The organism is Rhizobium sp. 3T7 (assembly GCF_020166565.1).
In the GTDB taxonomy this organism is placed as follows: domain Bacteria; phylum Pseudomonadota; class Alphaproteobacteria; order Rhizobiales; family Rhizobiaceae; genus Rhizobium.
Map to the genome: position 1 here is coordinate 1 of NZ_JAIQXS010000004.1, position 15,673 is coordinate 15,673.

The window sequence follows — 15,673 nt, forward strand, 5'->3', positions numbered from 1 at the left end:
ACTGCACCTGTTCGTTGGCGTTCAGATTGGGGTCATCGCTTTGTCCGGGCCGGAGCACCCAGAACGCAAAGAGCGGCTTATCCGTCGATCGCATGGCATGTCTTATTCCCGGCGGGTTGTAGAACGACCCGCCGATACCGGGTGAAAACCAGGCAGCCTTCCCGTGCTGGAACTCTCCCTCGGACATCACGAGATAAACCTCTTCGGGGGCATGGTCGTGATCGGGGTATCGCACGTTCGGCGCCATTAAGGTGGCGCCAAACCAGACGTCATTGCGCTCCTCCAAGCCTCCCGGTCCGATGATCATCGCGTTCGCATGCCCATCCTGAAAGTTCTCGCTTGCAGTACCGGAGGCATCCTGGCGGCAGCGCCAAGTGAGAAGTGGCTCAATTGCCTGGAAGCGAGCATAAAGGTCCCGCAACAGCTGCGAACCGGCATCGAGCGAAATCATGGACAAGAACTGGCACACTGGTAGTCGGCTTCCTTTCCCCGGACGCTGTTCGCCTGACACCTGGAGGATCGAAAAGACCTGGCTGAACGATTGCCGGCTTTGAGGATCCTCGGCATGACTGTCGAACGCCAGATTTGCGGCGTCGATTAGAAGCTGCAGCTGATCACAACGTTCTGCCACTGACAGATCTCCGTTCGTTCAAAACGCGTTCTTGCGCGGTCTAGAGGTCCTTCGCGATGCGCAGACCATCGTATATGGCCGCATGGGTATTGCGCGCCGCGACCGCATCGCCGATCCGGAATAGCTGGAATTTTCCTTCAGCGTTGCGGACCACCGATTGCGGCTCGCCTGCCAACAGCTGGTCGTAGGAGGTCTCGCCGAGATTGCTCGAAAGAGGCTTGAGGTCAAAGTAGAGCTCATCGAGCGGGATCGTGCCGTGGTTGACGACAATCTGGTCGACCACCCGCTGTTTTGAAACGCCGCCATAGTCGCTTCCGACGCTGGCAACGAGCTGGTTTCCGTTCCTTTCGGCGGACTCAAGGCGGAAGGTGACTGTGAAGGTCACGTCCAGCTTCTGGAGAGACCGCATATACGGGACAAGGTTCATGGCCATGACTTCGGGCGCAAAGGAGCGATCGGGCGTCATGATCTCGACCTTTGCGCCAGCCTTTGCAAGGAACTCGGCTGCCTGCAGGCCTGCGTGATCTCCGGCATCGTCGAAGACGAGGACATTCGATCCCGGTTTCACGTCGCCGGAAATGATATCCCACGACGACACGACAAGATCGTTGCCCTTGGTCAAAACCTCCGTGTGAGGAAGGCCTCCTGTCGCGATGATGACGACGTCGGGCCTTTCCGCGATGATCGTGTCTGCTTCCGCCCACCTATTGAAATGGAAGACGACGCCGTATTTTTCGCACTGGGCCATCCGCCAGTCGATGATGCTGATCATCTCTCGGCGACGTTCACTCTGGGCAGTCAGGCGGATCTGCCCGCCCGGGTTGCTCGCGGCTTCGAAGACGATGACCTGGTGGCCGCGCTCGGCAGCGACGCGGGCCGCTTCGAGGCCCGCCGGGCCGGCGCCAACGACGACGACCTTCTTACGAGTCTCGGCCTTGGGAACGACATGAGGCATGGTCTGTTCGCGGCCGGTGGCGGCGTTGTGAATGCAGAACGCCATGCCACCTTGGTAGATGCGATCAAGACAGTAGTTGGCGCCGACGCAAGGGCGGATGTCGTCCTCGCGCTTCTCGATGATCTTCCGGACGATGTGAGGATCCGTCATATGCGCACGCGTCATGCCAACCATATCGACCTTGCCCGCGGCGATAGCGTGACGGGCAGTAGCAACATCCGGAATCTTCGCGGCATGGAACGTCGGGAAATTCGTTGCAGCGCGGATCTCGCCGGCAAAATCGAGGTGGGGCGAGTTGGCCATGCCTTGGATCGGAATGACGTCGGTCAGGCCCGGATCCGTGTCGATGTGACCACGAATGACGTTCAGGTAGTCGACTAGACCGCTGTCGCGCAACCGCTTCGAAATTTCGATCCCTTCGGCCTTGCCTGTACCACCTGGAAGGCACTCGTCCGCGGTGTAACGGATGCCGAGGATGAAATCGTCGCCGACCCTCTCGCGCATCGCCTTGAACACGTCCAGACAGAAGCGCATGCGATTTTCGAGCGGTCCTCCGTACGGACCTTCGAGCTCGTTGGTCAGCGGAGAGGCAAACTGATCGATCAGGTGTCCATAGGCTTCCAGTTCCACGCCGTCCATGCCGCCCGCCTTCATGCGCTCGGCGGCGTCGGCAAAGTCCTTGATGATGCGCTCGATATCCCAATCTTCCAGCTTCTTCGGAAACGCCCGGTGGGCCGCTTCGCGGTGATGAGATGGAGCTACGACCGGAAGCCAGTCGCCTTTGTCCCAGCGCGTACGCCGACCGAGATGGGTGAGTTGGATCATGATTGCCGCGCCCTGCTCGTGCACTGCATCGGTCATCTCCCGGATCCACGGGACGATCTCGTCCTTGTAGGCGAGCAGATTGTTGAAGACGGGTGGACTGTCCTTGGACACGGCTGCCGACCCCGCGGTCATCGTCATGGCAACACCGCCTTTGGCCCGTTCGACCGTGTAGGCCCGGTAGCGTTCCTTGGGCATGCCGTCCTCAGGATAGGCCGGCTCATGGGATGTCACGAGGATGCGGTTGCGTAGCGTCAGATGCTTGAGTTGATACGGCTGCAGGAGGGGATCATTCGACATCGGTCGTGCTCCGAATTAGGAATTGGTTCGGACGCTAAGCACAATGTACACATGTGTCAATCATCAAAACACGTTAGTCGAATTGGATTGACAGTTATGTACATTTTGATTGCGTCGCCCATACCGATTTGCTAGGAGTTCGTTATGGACCAAAGTTTAAGCGACAGTGGCTGGCGTGGATCGCAGGAGGGATGGCTGGCGGCGGCCTATGACTCCCTGCTGGAGTCCGGGGTCGATTCCGTGAAGATCTTGCCTCTGGCCAAGAAGCTCAATCTCTCGCGCACAAGCTTTTACTGGTTCTTCAAGGATCGAGAGGAGCTGCTGGCGGCACTGGTGTCGCGTTGGCGCGAAAAGAACACCGGCAGCATCGTCAAGCAATCGGAAGCCTATGCCGAGACTCTGGCCGAGGCGATGCTAAACGTGTTCGACTGCTGGCTCGATTTCAGGCTCTTTGACAGCAAGTTCGAATTTGCCGTCAGAAGTTGGGCGCTCCAGTCAGACGAGATCCTCGCAGAGGTCCGCGAGGCCGATCGGACCAGAATGGAGGCGCTCACGCGCATGTTCATGCGGTTCGGCCACGCCGAGAACACGGCCGACGTTCGCGCACGAACGACTTACCTCGTGCAGATCGGCTACATCTCCATGCAGGCCAAGGAAGACGTGGCGGTAAGGATGAAGAGAATCCCGGAATACATCGCGATCTACACTGGCGAGATACCGCAGCAGCGAGAGCTCGATCGCTTTTACGCACGACACGGATACAGGCCCGGCTAGGAGGAAAGGACGATGAACGTCTCGTTGAGGATCGGAGTGATTGGCGCAGCCGGATGGCTCGGAGGCGCAATTGCCAACTCCATGCTCAATGCCGGCATCGTCAGGTCAGAGCACCTTTCGCTTTCTTATCGCAGCGCGAAACCGGAACGCTTCCCTAGCGCCTTTTGGACGACAGATAATCAGGAGCTGGTGGACAGGTCCGATGTCGTGATCATGTCAGTTCGACCGCAGGACTGGGACGCCGTCTCGATCGACGCCAAGCAGAAGCTGCTTATCTCGGTGATGGCGGGCATTCGTATTTCCGCGCTGCGGGAAAGGCATAAGACCGAACGGGTGGTGCGAACGCTTCCCAATGCTGCGGCCGAAGTTTCGATGTCCTATACCCCATGGATCGCATCGAAAGCTGTGCAGGAACACGACCGTGATATCGTCAGAGCCATCTTTAGTGCCTGCGGAATCCAAGACGAGGTTAAGAGCGAACGCGACATCGACTATCTCACCGGCTTCTCGGGCACTGGGCCTGCCTTTCCGTCCTTGCTGGCGTCGGCAATGATGGAACACGCGGTCGGCCATGGACTTTCCGTCGACGTGGCACGTCGCGCGGTGGTCACGCTCCTTGCGGGGACGGGTCGCCTTCTGGAAAAACGCCAGGAATGTCCGAACGACATCGTGCGCGCCTTTGTCGACTACCGCGGGGTGACCGCGGCGGCGATCGAGGAAATGCTTGCAGCCGGCCTCAACGACGCCGTCTCCAGGGGACTGACCGTCGCGTTCAAGAAATCGGAGAGCATGGGAGATTCCTCATGATAACCGTGGGGTGGGACTACGCGGCATCCCACTCTCAAAACATGCGCCGCCATAAAAGAGGGAACGGGAATGAAAAAACTATTGGCATCCACATGCATGATGTTCGGGCTGCTGGGAGTGGCCTCATATGCGAACGCCGCCGATTGTGGCTCCGTGACGATCGCCAGTATGAACTGGCAGAGCGCCGAGGTTCTTTCGAATCTCGATAAGATTATCTTGAACGAGGGATACGGCTGCCAGGCGGAAATTACCGTCGGCGACACCGTCCCGACGATCACCTCAATGGCCGAGAAGGGCGAACCCGACATCGCGCCAGAGGCCTGGATTGATCTTCTTCCCGACGTCGTGAAGAAAGGCACTGATGAAGGACGCATAATCAAAGTTGGTTCGCCCCTTCCCGATGGCGGTATCCAAGGTTGGTGGATCCCCAAATATCTCGCGGACGCCCACCCCGATGTGAAGACGATTCCGGACATGCTCAAGCACCCGGAACTGTTCCCTGACCCGGAGGATTCTTCCAAGGGGGCAATTTACAACGGACCGCAAGGTTGGGGCGGAACGGTCGTCACCTCTCAGCTCTATAAGGCTTTCGATGCAGAAAAGGCGGGCTTCAAGCTTGTGGACACGGGCTCGGCGGCCGGTCTCGATGGCTCGATTGCGAAGGCATACGAGCGCAAGCAGGGCTGGGTCGGCTACTATTGGGCCCCGACCGCTTTGCTCGGCAAGTATGAAATGGTGAAGCTGGAAGCCGGCGTCCCTGCTGATGCCGCTGAATGGAAACGCTGCAACACGGTGGCGGATTGCGCAGATCCCAAGCCGAATGCATGGCCCGTCGACACGATTGTCACACTGGTGGCGAAGCCATTCTCCGAAAAAGCTGGCCCGGATGTCATGTCCTACCTGCAGAAGCGCTCCTGGAGCAACGACACGGTCAACAAGGTCATGGCGTGGATGACCGACAACCAGGCAAGCGGCGAAGATGCTGCAAAGCACTTCCTCAAGGAAAACAAGGACATCTGGACAAAGTGGGTGTCGGAAGACGCAGCAAAGAAAGTCGAAGCCTCGCTTTGATAGTTGAGTGGGCGGCGCGTTCTGACGCGCCGCCACTTCAAAAGCCGAAAATAATCAAAAGACTTGCCACGGCTCTTTCAGAGAAAGGGGAACCGAATGGAATGGTTTTACAAATTTCCGCATATGAACGACGACAGTCTTCGTGATCTCAAGAAGATGATCGACGACGGATTTCGAGGTTTCACGCGCGCCTATGGCGACGCGATCGAGAGCTTCTTTTCTCCGTTGCAACACTTCCTGATCGCTGTCGACCGGTTCATGACGCAGACGCCATGGCCGATCATAACCCTTATGGTCCTCGTTATTGCGTGGCTAGCGAGCCGCAGCCTGAAGATTGTGTTGAGCTGTCTCGTGACGTTGTTGCTCATCGGTTACTTCGGCATGTGGGACGACACCATGCGGACCGTCTCGATGATCTTCGTCTGCACGGTCTTGTCCATCGCGCTCGGCTTGCCGATCGGCATTCTGATGGCGCGTTCCGACCGGTTCCAGCGCGTTGTCCATCCGATCCTCGACGTCATGCAGACAATGCCGAGCTTCGTCTACCTGATCCCTGTCGTCATGCTGCTCGGGATTGGCCGTGTTCCCGGTCTCATCGCCGTCGTGATCTATGCAATTCCGCCGATGATCCGACTGACCGACCTCGGTATTCGACTGGTCGACAAGGACGTGCTTGAGGCAGCCGATGCCTTCGGAGTTTCGAATTCCCAGAAGCTTTTCAAGGTACAGATGCCGCTTGCATTGCCAACCATCATGGCTGGCATCAACCAGACGATCATGATGGCGCTGGCGATGGTCGTGATAGCATCGATGATCGGCGTCCAGGGGCTTGGACAGCCTGTTTTAAAAGCGATTGCCAATCAGTACTTCACGCTGGGCATTTTCAACGGCCTTGCCATCGTCGGCATCGCCATCATCTTCGATCGAGTCAGCCAGGCATACGGCAAGCGGCTCCAGAAGCATCGGGAGATTGTCCATGGCTGATCATGATTTCGGCGGCATCAGGATCCGCCACCTTTTCAAGATCTTCGGTCCGAATGCCAGTTCCTATATCGAGGCGGTCCAGAACGGGCTGACCAAGTCTGAATTGAACCGAAAGCACGGCCACGTCCTTGGACTGCGCGATATCAACATCGAAATGCCGTCGGGCTACATCCAGGTCATCATGGGCCTGTCCGGTTCGGGAAAGTCGACGCTCATTCGCCACATCAACCGACTGATCGACCCGACGGCCGGCGAAGTGCTGGTCAACGGCAAAGACGTCGTCAAGATGGACGAGACCGAGCTTCGCACATTCCGCAGGCACCAGACGGCGATGGTGTTTCAGAAGTTCGCGCTCCTGCCGCATCGCAACGTTCTCGATAACACGCTCTTCGGCCTTGAAGTCCAAGGTGTGGAGCGTTCGAAGGCCGTCGACATCGCAATGCGATGGCTTGAGCGCGTCGGCTTGAAGGGCTTTGAGGAGAAATATCCGAACCAGCTTTCAGGCGGCATGCAGCAGCGCGTCGGCCTGGCGCGCGCACTCTCGAACGACGCCCCGGTCCTTCTGATGGATGAAGCCTATTCTGCGCTCGACCCGCTTATCCGAACGGATATGCAGACAGTGTTGCTCGACATCCAGCAGGAGATCAAGAAGACGATCGTCTTCATTACACACGATCTCGATGAGGCGCTGAGATTGGGAGATCAGATCGCTATCCTGCGTGATGGCGAAATCATTCAGCAAGGCAGCAGCCAGGACATCGTGTTGCGGCCGGCAGATGAGTATGTCGCCAACTTCGTAAAGGAGGTCAACCGCGGTCGCGTGGTTCAGGTAAGCGCTGTCATGAGCCCTTTGCGGCCTGGAGCCGCCGTCAGCAGTTTCACCGTCGACGCTTCGACGACTGTCGAGGAGGCCGTTCGTCTGCTCGCGTCGGCTCCCGATGGCGATGTAACAGTCGTCGGGCAAGGATCTCGTCCTGTCGGTGTCGTCACTTTCCGCCAGCTTGCGGCCGCGATGGTCAACTCGGACGTCGCTCAAATGAGCAACGATGCTGTTGCCCTCGTGCGGTGAGGCTCTTCGCACAAAAGGTTCGACCACAATGCCTGTTGGAATGGATCCCCCTGTGCATGGGAGTTGTCGCGAGTTCCATGCACGACAGCGCCTGCCAGGACACAGGGTTGCCCGTCGAAATCCTCGCAAGCATGTTCAGTCCCGACGATAGGGCGTCGACGCGCTCGGGCAAGCGCTCCTTTTCTCCGGCGCCGCAATTGTCCCCTGCTCTCAAGTCCATGACATCCGAAAGACCATCGTAGCCAAAGTCTAGCAAAGACCTGCAACCCGGAAGCGATCATGCCCGAAAAGTTTCCCCGCCTGTTCAGTCCGCTCCTGATCCGTGGGCACACCCTTCGCAACCGCATTGTATTTGGCGCTCATACAGCAAACATGGCCGTCGATGGACTGCCGACCGAGCGCCATGTCGCCTATTACGCCGAGCGCGCGATCGGCGGCGCCGCGATGATCGTCGTCGAACCGATGCCGGTCCATGCTGCTGCGGTTCTGACACAGAGAAACTTCCGTCATAGCGACGATACCGTCGTCCCCCACTTTGCCAAGGTTGTTCGGGCCATCAAGGAGAACGGGGCTGTCGCGATCCAGCAGCTCTATCACGTTGGAGCGCACGGCGACTCCGACAATTCCTTCCATCCTCACTGGTCGCCGTCTGGTCTACCGAGCTACCACGACAGCGACGGATCGCATCCGATGAGCGAAGCCGAGATCTGGGAAACGATCGACGGGTTTGTTCAAGCGGCGCGGCGATGTTGCGAGGCCGGCTTCGACGGTGTGGAAGTCTGGGCAGCGTATCTGGGCATGGTCGACCAATTCTGGACGCCATGGAGCAATCGACGTGAAGATCAATGGGGAGGGTCGCTCGAAAACCGGACACGTATGTCTCGCGAGATTCTTTCCCGGATACGAGAGGCCTGTGGACCGAATTTCATTATAGGTCTTGCGGTTAGTGACGAGCCGGACGTGAAGGCAGCTCTCCAGCGAGAAGACCTTGCCGAGATCGTGAAGCTTCACGATGCGCTCGGTCTCGTCGACTACGTAACCTGCGGGTCGGGTGGCTACCTCGACTTCTACAAGCTGATGCCGACGTTTATCTATCCAGAAAAGCTCGGCGCCGATCTTGCCGCATCTCTGAAGAAGGTCGTGAAGACCGCCGTCGTCATCGCCGAAAGTCACATCCGAACACCTGAGAATGCCGAGACGGTCCTCGGCGAAGGCGCGTGCGACCTTGTGTCCATCGTGCGCGGACAGATCGCCGACCCTCATCTGGCGCGCAAGGCCAGCGAAGGGCGTCCTGAAGACATTCGTGGGTGCATCTCTTGCAACCAGATGTGCTGGGGGCGACGCTCTAGAGACTACTGGATAAGCTGTCTGATCAATCCTTCGGCGGGGCGTGAATTCGAATGGAACGGCGATCAATTCACCAAGACCTCTGATCCAAAGCGAGTATTTGTCATCGGTGGCGGTCCAGCAGGGCTCGAGGCGGCAAGGGTAGCGGCAGAACGCGGTCATAGCGTCGTCCTCTCGGAAGCCGGCATGCGCCTCGGCGGCAACTTTCTGCTCGCTGGTCTGCAGCCCAGGCGCGCCCAGATCCTTGATCTGCTCGGCTGGTACGAACGCCAACTGGACAAGCTCGGCGTTGACGTCAGGCTGAACACCTACGTGGAAGCCGACGAAATCGACCTATCGGAGGTGGATGTCGTTGTGGTGGCTACCGGTTCTTATTCCCCTGAGACCGGGTTTCAGAAGGCTTTGCCAACCGTTGAGGCGATGCCCGGCATCGACAAGCGCAGCGTTTTCACCATCGAAGCGGTGATGGCAAAGCAGGCAAGACCAGGCAAGCGTGTCCTTCTCCTGGACGAGGGAGGAGGCTGGCGTGGATGCGGGACGGCTTGGAAGCTGGCGGAAGATGGCCATCATGTCACAATCATCACGCCCGACCCGTTTGTCGGAAAAGAACTGCAAAGAACGGCCGCCGATGTGCCGATGCGACAGGCTTTGAAAAAGCTGGGCGTTCAATGGATCACGGAGGTCAGTGTCGTCAAATGGCACGGCAACGGTGCAACGATTTTGGATCATACCACCGGTGAGCGCCGCTTCATCGAGGCGGAGGGGTTGGTCACCGCAACGACCAATCATCCGATGGACTGGCTGATGCCACGCCTTCTTGAATTGGGCGTTGCCACGCGACAGATCGGAGATTGCGCGGCACCGCGCCAGGCTCCTTACGCGTTCTACGAAGGCAGAAAAGCAGGGCTGGAGATCTGACATGTCCGACGATGTCGTGCTGAGGAGGAAGGACGCCGAGGAACTTGCAATGAAAGCGTGCCTGGCTTGCGGTAGCGCCGTATCGAGCGCACGTTCGCTCGTGGATGCTACGTTGTCGGCGGCAATCTACGGGCCACCTACCCTCGGATTTCCGCACCTCGTGGACTATCTCGATGGCTTCCGCGAGGGACGGATAAATCGTGATCCAAACCCGCAGTTGGAGCGTGCCTTTCCTGCATTTCTCGTTTCCGACGCAGATCGCGGCATCGCCCAGCTGGGGTTCGATCTTGCCTTTACGGATCTGCTCGAAGCCGTTCGCAATTTTGGTGTTGCTGTCTTCACGCAGACCAACAGCTATACGACCGGAGAGCTCGGATATTACGTCCGCAGACTTTGCAATGAAGGTGTGGTTGGACTGGCAGCGACGAATGCAAATGCCATGATGGTGGCCAAAGCCGGAGGACCTGTCGTCTACAGCACAAATCCGATGGCGTTCGGATTTCCGCTTGGCGAGTGCATGCCTCCAATGATTATCGATCAGGCGTCGAGCGCAACCGCTTACGTAAACATCGTGAGGGCAGCCGAAAAAGGAAAGGCGATCCCTGAAGGTTGGGCGGTGGACGCAGACGGTAACGCAACCCAGGATGCAGAAACGGCGCTGACGGGAGCCTTGTTGCCCTTCGGCGGCCGCAAAGGCGCAAATATCGCGCTTCTTGTGGAGATGCTGTCGGCTGGACTTTCCGGTGGCCCCTGGTCTCTGGATGCGCCGGATTTCAGGTCGGGTACGGCGTCGCCCGCAGTCGGGCTGAGTGTCGTCGCAATCATGCCTGGGCAAGCAGCTGACGGGCGGATTGATCGAGCACTGCGCCAAACACGTCGCCTGCAGGACAAAGGCGTGTTCGTTCCAGGCGTTAGCGGAATAGAGTCCACTCAGACATCAAGGGAACTATCCATCCCCCGCAGCGTCTATGAAAAGATCGTCGCCATCACGACCAAATAGGCGAGGCTTGGAAGCTTGCCAGCCTGTCGAGATTCAACAACTTTCCTGTCAAAAGACACAGAAAGCCTCACGACCAGGCCATGCTCCTTCGTTGGCGATAACACCATGCACGAAATCACCACCGTTCAGCTCTGGCCGTTAACCCCTAAGCACTCTACGCAGGCGGTGAATGTGTCCGGCGCCGATCCCGCAGCAACCGCCGACTATGGTTGCACCGGCCTCCGCCCACGAACAGGCGAAGCGCGAATAGATGTCATCATCGAGGTCACTCCGAGTCTCGTGGAGGCCTTGGTTGGCAGCAGCATCTCCTTGCTCGCCCTCAAAGGCGTTCGCATATACGCCGATTTTGAGGGGCGAGGCATAATCCTTGAAAATCTGGGCCGCCGCGCCGACGGCCGCGCGCATGACTTCCGGCTTGCTGCAGTTGAACAGGAGCGCCTGCGTACCCGATTGCGCCGCCCATGACGCAGCCTGCTCTACCAACTCGCCCGAGCGGAGCTTTGGTGGTGCGCCGCTTGTCTGCACTGCATCGTCGGCCAGGGTGAATGAGATCCAGAATGGTTTTCCGGTTTGCGCAACCGCCTCGCGAACGGCATCCCCTTCGGCGATGAGGCTCAGCGTTTCGCCTAGCCAGACATCGACATAAGGAGCGAGATTTTGCACGAGTACCGCAAGATACTTCTGTACCCGCAGAGGATCAAAATTCTGCGGCTCGTAGGAACCGAAAACGGGCGGTAGCGAACCGGCAACCAGGACCTTGCGGTCCCTGCAGGCATCCGCGGCGTCGCGGGCAAGCTTGCCTGAGCGCGCGATCAATGCGGCGCCTTCCTCCCAAAATCGGTCCTCGCCGATGTGAAACGGCACGAGAGCATAGCTGTTGGTCGTAATGACATCGGAGCCCGCGGCAACGAATTCGTCGTGGACCTTGCGAACAATGTCTGGCGAATTGATAAGCGCGAGAGCCGACCATTCCGGCTGCTTCAGCTCGGCGCCAAGCCGTAAAAGTTCGCGGCTCATGCCGCCGTCGAGGATGCAGACTTCATTCATGGAAGCATTCCGAATTTGGATCAGGGGGTTATCAGGGGCCAGAGAGCCGCAATCATCGTTGGAGCCGCTGGAAGTCGAGAAGACATGATCGTTCCTCTTGTTACCGTCGCACCGGCACCTCCGCCTCAAGCTGGCGGAAGACGCCGGCAATAGTGGCGGTGAGAATAAGATAGAACACCGTCACCACGATCAGCGGCTCGTAGACGAGCAATGTGTCCTGGCGTACTTTGCTTGCCACCGCATAGAGATCCATCACGGTGACGGTGAAGGCGAGCGGGGTCGCTTTCAGCTGCATGACGATTTCACCACCAATCGTTGGCAATGCGATGCGGATGGCCCGCGGCAGCCAGATGCGCCGGGTTAGCGTGAAGCGCGACATGCCGAACGCGCGGCCTGCTTCCAACTCACCTTTCGGTACAGCAAGCAGCGCGCCGCGCAACACTTCCGCCTCGTAGGCGGCGTAGTTCAGGGTGAAACTCACGGCCGCAAAGAAGAAACCCTCGCGCAGCATGGGCCAGAACAGGCTCTGGCGGATACCGGGAATCATCGGCAGTAGCGAACCGACACCATAGTAGAGAAGCCAAAGCTGGATGAGCAGAGGCGTGCCACGGAAGAAGGTGCAATAGCCCCTAGCGAAATACCTGACGAGGGGGCCGCCGCTTACCTGCGCAAAGGCAAGACCGATCGCAATTGCAAAGCCGAAGACGACCGAGATCACCAGGAGCAGAACGGTCTGTGCGGCGCCTGCCAGTAGAAGCGGCCAGTAAGAGGCCATCCATGTGAAGGTCATGCTGTCCACTCCTCAGACTGGCTTCGGTTGGCCGCGCCGCACATGACGCTCGATCAGACTGAAGACGACGTTGGAGACGAGCGTGATGGCGAGGTAAAGAAGCGCTGCGGCCAGGAAGAAGATGAAGTAATGCTTGGTACTCGCGCCGGCCAGGCGAGTGGCGAGCGCGAGTTCCTGGTAACCGACGACGGCAACCAGCGCGCTGTCCTTGGTGATCGACATCCAGAGATTGGCAAGGCCCGGCAACGCGTTCGGCAAGAGTGCCGGCAGGATGACACGACGAAAACGCAATTGTGGCCCCATGCCGAAGGCCTTCGCCGCCTCGATTTCGCCAGCGGGAATGGCAAGGATCGCTCCCCTCAGCACTTCCGTCATGTAGGCACCCTGCACGAAGCCGAGCACAGCGACGGCGACGACGAAGCCATTCACCTCGATCTCCGGCAGACGAAACGTTGCCAGCAGCCGATTGAGGCCGTCCATGCCGGCATAATAGAGCCCGACGATCAAAATCAGTTCCGGAATGGCTCGAATAGCCGTCGTATAAAGATCGAGTACCAGACGAAGCGGCCGGTTACCGGAAAGCTTGCCAAGAGCGCCTCCCGTCCCGAGCAGAAGGCCGATCAGGAAGGCGCCGGCAGAAATTGCAATCGTGGAGACGGCACCCACGAGCAACGTCCCACCCCATCCAGGTGGATAGGGTGAAAGAAGCTCGAGGATTCCTTGGGTAGCCGCCATCGTCCGGACCGCTTACTTTGCGCCGTAGATGTCGAAGTCGAAGTACGTCTTGGTGATTTCGTCATACTTGCCGCTGGCGCGTACCGCAGCGATCGCGGCGTTGAGCTTTGCCTTCAGTTCGGTATCTTCCTTGCGCAGGCCGCCGGACACCCCTGCCCCGAGAATCTCCTTGTCATCTGCAACATCACCGGCCTTGGCGCAGCAATCCTTGCCGCTGTCGCTTTTCAGGAAGGCATCAAGAGCAAGCGAATCCCCGAATACGTAGTCGATGCGTCCGGCGGCGAGGTCCTGGAACGCCTCATCGAGCGTCTGATAGGTCTTCTCGTCCGCGACCCCGGCAAAATACTTCTTGAAGTAATCCGACTGAATGGTGGAGACCTGGATGCCGATGGTCTTGCCCTTCACATCCTGCGCAGTTGCGCCGACCTTCTCATCCTTGGGCCCAATCAGCGTGCTGGGGGTGTTGTAGTATTTGTCTGTGAAATCGATGACCTTCGAACGCTCAGGGGTATTCGACATGGACGACCAAATAACGTCGAACTTCTTGCTCTGCAGCGCAGGAATGAGGCCATCCCAGGACAGCTCCACGATTGAGCATTGCTCTTTCATCTCTCCGCATACGGCGTTCATCAGATCGATTTCCCAGCCCTGCCATTGACCGGAGGCATCCTTGGCGAAGAACGGCGGATAAGATTCGTTCATAATGCCGAAACGAACCTCAGCCTGAGCGGTGATGGCCGAAAAAGTCAGCGTAGCGCCGGCAAGAAGCATGGGGAGTAGTTTCATTTTTCAAGATTCTCCTGATGTTGTCGTGTGTGAAAGCGCCGAGGATTAGCGCGTGAGCATGCCGGTGAATTCGCGGCAGCGCGCGCTAAGAGGAGCGTCGAAGATCTGTTCCGGGCGCCCCTCTTCCTCGATCCGCCCCTGGTGCAGGAAGAGGATGTGGCTCGAGACATCGCGCGCAAAACGCATCTCGTGGGTAACGATGAGCATGGTTCGCCCCTCCTCGGCGAGGTCGCGTATGACCTTGAGCACTTCACCGACCAGCTCCGGGTCGAGTGCCGACGTCGGCTCGTCGAAGAGCATCACTGACGGCTCGATGCAAAGGGCGCGGGCGATCGCCGCTCTTTGCTGCTGGCCGCCGGAGAGAAAAGCTGGGTAAACATCGCGCTTGTCGTAAAGACCTACCTTGCTAAGGAGCGCTTCTGCCTTCTCGATCGCCTCGCGGCGTGGAATGCGCAGGACGTGAACCGGGGCCTCGATAATGTTTTCGAGCACTGTCTTGTGTGCCCACAGATTGAAACTCTGGAAGACCATGCCGAGGCCGGCACGCATCCGCTCGATCTGCCGCCAGCTCTTCGGCTGCAATTGCCTCCGATGCGTCCGCTTCCAGGCCACTTCCTCACCATTCACGATGATACGACCGCGATCGGGAACGTCTAGCAGATTGATGCAGCGCAGAAAGGTGCTCTTTCCAGACCCGGACGATCCGATGATCGAAATCACGTCACCTTGACGGGCCTTTGCCGAAACGCCCTTGAGGACTTCGTGCGCGCCGAAGCTCTTGTGTAGATCATCGACACATAGTGCCTGAGAGGATGGTTCTGGCATTCACAATTCCGTAAAAGCAATTTGGGCAGAATATCGCGGATGTGCGATAATTTTGCGCGCAAAGCTAAACTAAAATGAATAATATGTGCAAAAATCTCTTCCCATTGCTTGTTTTCGGATAGAATGAACGAAGCAGCTTACAGCGCGATGGCCAAAGGAGACAAAATGGAAAAACTGGATCACTTTGACCGCGACATTCTCCAGCTCGTTCAGCGTAATTGCCAGCGAACCGCCGAGAGCATCGCCGACGACGTCGGCCTCTCAACGTCGGCCGTTCAACGGCGTCTGAAGCGCCTGCGCGAAGATGGGATCATCAAGGCGGAGGTGGCGGTCGTCGAGCGCAAGGCAACCGGCACACCTATGGTGTTTATCGTCGGCATGGAAATTGAGCGAGACAACTACGATGCACTGGCGAAATTCCGGCTTTGGGCGGAAAAACAGGATCATATCCAGCAGGTCTACTATGTCACGGGAGCCGTGGATCTCATTGCAATCGTCACCGCCCGTGACGTCGAGCACTATGACGATATTGCAGCCTTGATCATGGCGGAAAACCCTCAGATTCGGCGCATGCACACCAATGTGGTACTTCGCGACGTAAAGCTTGGGCTCTTCGTCCCGCTTTCAGCTGAAGCCGATGACTGATTGGGAACGCACGCACATCGACGCCAGTGTTGTCTTTACGAACCAGCGTGTTGGCCGCCCTGAATAACTGGAAACGCCGGGTTTTCTGGTCCCGAGCGGAAGGGATAGATAACCGGCTGGTTGAAGCATGGCCGCGCCACAGCCGGTTATCACGGCGCCGCTTCGGG

General features: G+C 58.3%; 15 protein-coding genes. 8 read left to right on the forward strand and 7 right to left on the reverse strand.

Annotated features, from left to right (window positions below; all coding sequences use genetic code 11):
- On the reverse strand, positions 1 to 631 hold a 631-nt coding region (locus K9B32_RS07400), incomplete at its 3' end, for a dimethylsulfonioproprionate lyase family protein (protein WP_224561305.1).
- Between the two features lie 40 nt (positions 632 to 671).
- On the reverse strand, positions 672 to 2,708 hold the full coding sequence (locus K9B32_RS07405) for an NADH:flavin oxidoreductase (RefSeq protein ID WP_224561306.1): 2,037 nt from the start codon (positions 2,706 to 2,708) through the stop codon (positions 672 to 674).
- Positions 2,709 to 2,852: 144 nt separating this feature from the next.
- On the opposite strand from K9B32_RS07405, the gene K9B32_RS07410 reads away from it, so the two are divergent.
- From K9B32_RS07410 to K9B32_RS07440, 7 genes are all read left to right on the forward strand, one after another.
- Positions 2,853 to 3,482 (forward strand): TetR/AcrR family transcriptional regulator, encoded by a 630-nt coding sequence (locus K9B32_RS07410; protein ID WP_224561307.1) that lies wholly within the window; start codon positions 2,853 to 2,855, stop codon positions 3,480 to 3,482.
- 12 nt (positions 3,483 to 3,494) lie between these two features.
- The gene (locus K9B32_RS07415) at positions 3,495 to 4,289 is read left to right on the forward strand and encodes a pyrroline-5-carboxylate reductase family protein (RefSeq protein ID WP_224561308.1); all 795 of its coding nucleotides are present in this window, start codon (positions 3,495 to 3,497) and stop codon (positions 4,287 to 4,289) included.
- A 69-nt stretch (positions 4,290 to 4,358) separates the two neighbouring features.
- A complete protein-coding gene (locus K9B32_RS07420) occupies positions 4,359 to 5,360 on the forward strand; it encodes an ABC transporter substrate-binding protein (protein WP_224561309.1) in 1,002 nt (333 codons plus the stop codon).
- Positions 5,361 to 5,456: 96 nt separating this feature from the next.
- The gene (locus K9B32_RS07425) at positions 5,457 to 6,344 is read left to right on the forward strand and encodes an ABC transporter permease (protein WP_224561310.1); all 888 of its coding nucleotides are present in this window, start codon (positions 5,457 to 5,459) and stop codon (positions 6,342 to 6,344) included.
- On the forward strand, positions 6,337 to 7,413 hold the full coding sequence (locus K9B32_RS07430) for a glycine betaine/L-proline ABC transporter ATP-binding protein (protein ID WP_224561311.1): 1,077 nt from the start codon (positions 6,337 to 6,339) through the stop codon (positions 7,411 to 7,413). The genes K9B32_RS07425 and K9B32_RS07430 overlap by 8 nt, the downstream gene beginning before the upstream one ends.
- Before the next feature lie 279 nt (positions 7,414 to 7,692).
- Complete coding sequence (locus K9B32_RS07435) at positions 7,693 to 9,678, forward strand: FAD-dependent oxidoreductase (protein ID WP_224561312.1); 1,986 nt, start codon at positions 7,693 to 7,695, stop codon at positions 9,676 to 9,678.
- A gap of 1 nt (position 9,679) precedes the next feature.
- A complete protein-coding gene (locus tag K9B32_RS07440) occupies positions 9,680 to 10,678 on the forward strand; it encodes an Ldh family oxidoreductase (protein WP_224561313.1) in 999 nt (332 codons plus the stop codon).
- 138 nt (positions 10,679 to 10,816) lie between these two features.
- Here the strand turns inward: K9B32_RS07440 and K9B32_RS07445 are convergent, their stop codons facing one another.
- The 5 genes from K9B32_RS07445 to K9B32_RS07465 form a co-directional block, all read right to left on the reverse strand.
- Positions 10,817 to 11,725 carry a homocysteine S-methyltransferase family protein gene (locus K9B32_RS07445; RefSeq protein WP_224561314.1) on the reverse strand — a complete coding sequence of 303 codons (909 nt, stop codon included), beginning with the start codon at positions 11,723 to 11,725 and terminating at the stop codon, positions 10,817 to 10,819.
- A 100-nt stretch (positions 11,726 to 11,825) separates the two neighbouring features.
- Complete coding sequence (locus tag K9B32_RS07450; RefSeq protein WP_224561315.1) at positions 11,826 to 12,515, reverse strand: ABC transporter permease; 690 nt, start codon at positions 12,513 to 12,515, stop codon at positions 11,826 to 11,828.
- Positions 12,516 to 12,527: 12 nt separating this feature from the next.
- On the reverse strand, positions 12,528 to 13,250 hold the full coding sequence (locus K9B32_RS07455) for an ABC transporter permease (RefSeq protein WP_007800583.1): 723 nt from the start codon (positions 13,248 to 13,250) through the stop codon (positions 12,528 to 12,530).
- 12 nt (positions 13,251 to 13,262) lie between these two features.
- The gene (locus K9B32_RS07460; RefSeq protein ID WP_224561316.1) at positions 13,263 to 14,036 is read right to left on the reverse strand and encodes a transporter substrate-binding domain-containing protein; all 774 of its coding nucleotides are present in this window, start codon (positions 14,034 to 14,036) and stop codon (positions 13,263 to 13,265) included.
- A gap of 45 nt (positions 14,037 to 14,081) precedes the next feature.
- Positions 14,082 to 14,861, reverse strand: coding sequence for an ABC transporter ATP-binding protein (locus K9B32_RS07465; protein ID WP_224561317.1), 780 nt, complete (start codon positions 14,859 to 14,861; stop codon positions 14,082 to 14,084).
- 165 nt (positions 14,862 to 15,026) lie between these two features.
- On the opposite strand from K9B32_RS07465, the gene K9B32_RS07470 reads away from it, so the two are divergent.
- The gene (locus K9B32_RS07470) at positions 15,027 to 15,506 is read left to right on the forward strand and encodes an Lrp/AsnC family transcriptional regulator (protein ID WP_224561318.1); all 480 of its coding nucleotides are present in this window, start codon (positions 15,027 to 15,029) and stop codon (positions 15,504 to 15,506) included.
- The last annotated feature ends 167 nt before the right edge of the window (positions 15,507 to 15,673 follow it).

What these genes read in the sequence shown, in the direction of transcription:
- K9B32_RS07405 (WP_224561306.1), bottom strand. Translation starts at nt 2,708, where the DNA reads ATGTCGAATGATCCCCTCCTGCAGCCGTATCAACTCAAGCATCTGACG.
- K9B32_RS07410 (WP_224561307.1), top strand. Translation starts at nt 2,853, where the DNA reads ATGGACCAAAGTTTAAGCGACAGTGGCTGGCGTGGATCGCAGGAGGGA.
- K9B32_RS07415 (WP_224561308.1), top strand. Translation starts at nt 3,495, where the DNA reads ATGAACGTCTCGTTGAGGATCGGAGTGATTGGCGCAGCCGGATGGCTC.
- K9B32_RS07420 (WP_224561309.1), top strand. Translation starts at nt 4,359, where the DNA reads ATGAAAAAACTATTGGCATCCACATGCATGATGTTCGGGCTGCTGGGA.
- K9B32_RS07425 (WP_224561310.1), top strand. Translation starts at nt 5,457, where the DNA reads ATGGAATGGTTTTACAAATTTCCGCATATGAACGACGACAGTCTTCGT.
- K9B32_RS07430 (WP_224561311.1), top strand. Translation starts at nt 6,337, where the DNA reads ATGGCTGATCATGATTTCGGCGGCATCAGGATCCGCCACCTTTTCAAG.
- K9B32_RS07435 (WP_224561312.1), top strand. Translation starts at nt 7,693, where the DNA reads ATGCCCGAAAAGTTTCCCCGCCTGTTCAGTCCGCTCCTGATCCGTGGG.
- K9B32_RS07440 (WP_224561313.1), top strand. Translation starts at nt 9,680, where the DNA reads ATGTCCGACGATGTCGTGCTGAGGAGGAAGGACGCCGAGGAACTTGCA.
- K9B32_RS07445 (WP_224561314.1), bottom strand. Translation starts at nt 11,725, where the DNA reads ATGAATGAAGTCTGCATCCTCGACGGCGGCATGAGCCGCGAACTTTTA.
- K9B32_RS07450 (WP_224561315.1), bottom strand. Translation starts at nt 12,515, where the DNA reads ATGACCTTCACATGGATGGCCTCTTACTGGCCGCTTCTACTGGCAGGC.
- K9B32_RS07455 (WP_007800583.1), bottom strand. Translation starts at nt 13,250, where the DNA reads ATGGCGGCTACCCAAGGAATCCTCGAGCTTCTTTCACCCTATCCACCT.
- K9B32_RS07460 (WP_224561316.1), bottom strand. Translation starts at nt 14,036, where the DNA reads ATGAAACTACTCCCCATGCTTCTTGCCGGCGCTACGCTGACTTTTTCG.
- K9B32_RS07465 (WP_224561317.1), bottom strand. Translation starts at nt 14,861, where the DNA reads ATGCCAGAACCATCCTCTCAGGCACTATGTGTCGATGATCTACACAAG.
- K9B32_RS07470 (WP_224561318.1), top strand. Translation starts at nt 15,027, where the DNA reads ATGGAAAAACTGGATCACTTTGACCGCGACATTCTCCAGCTCGTTCAG.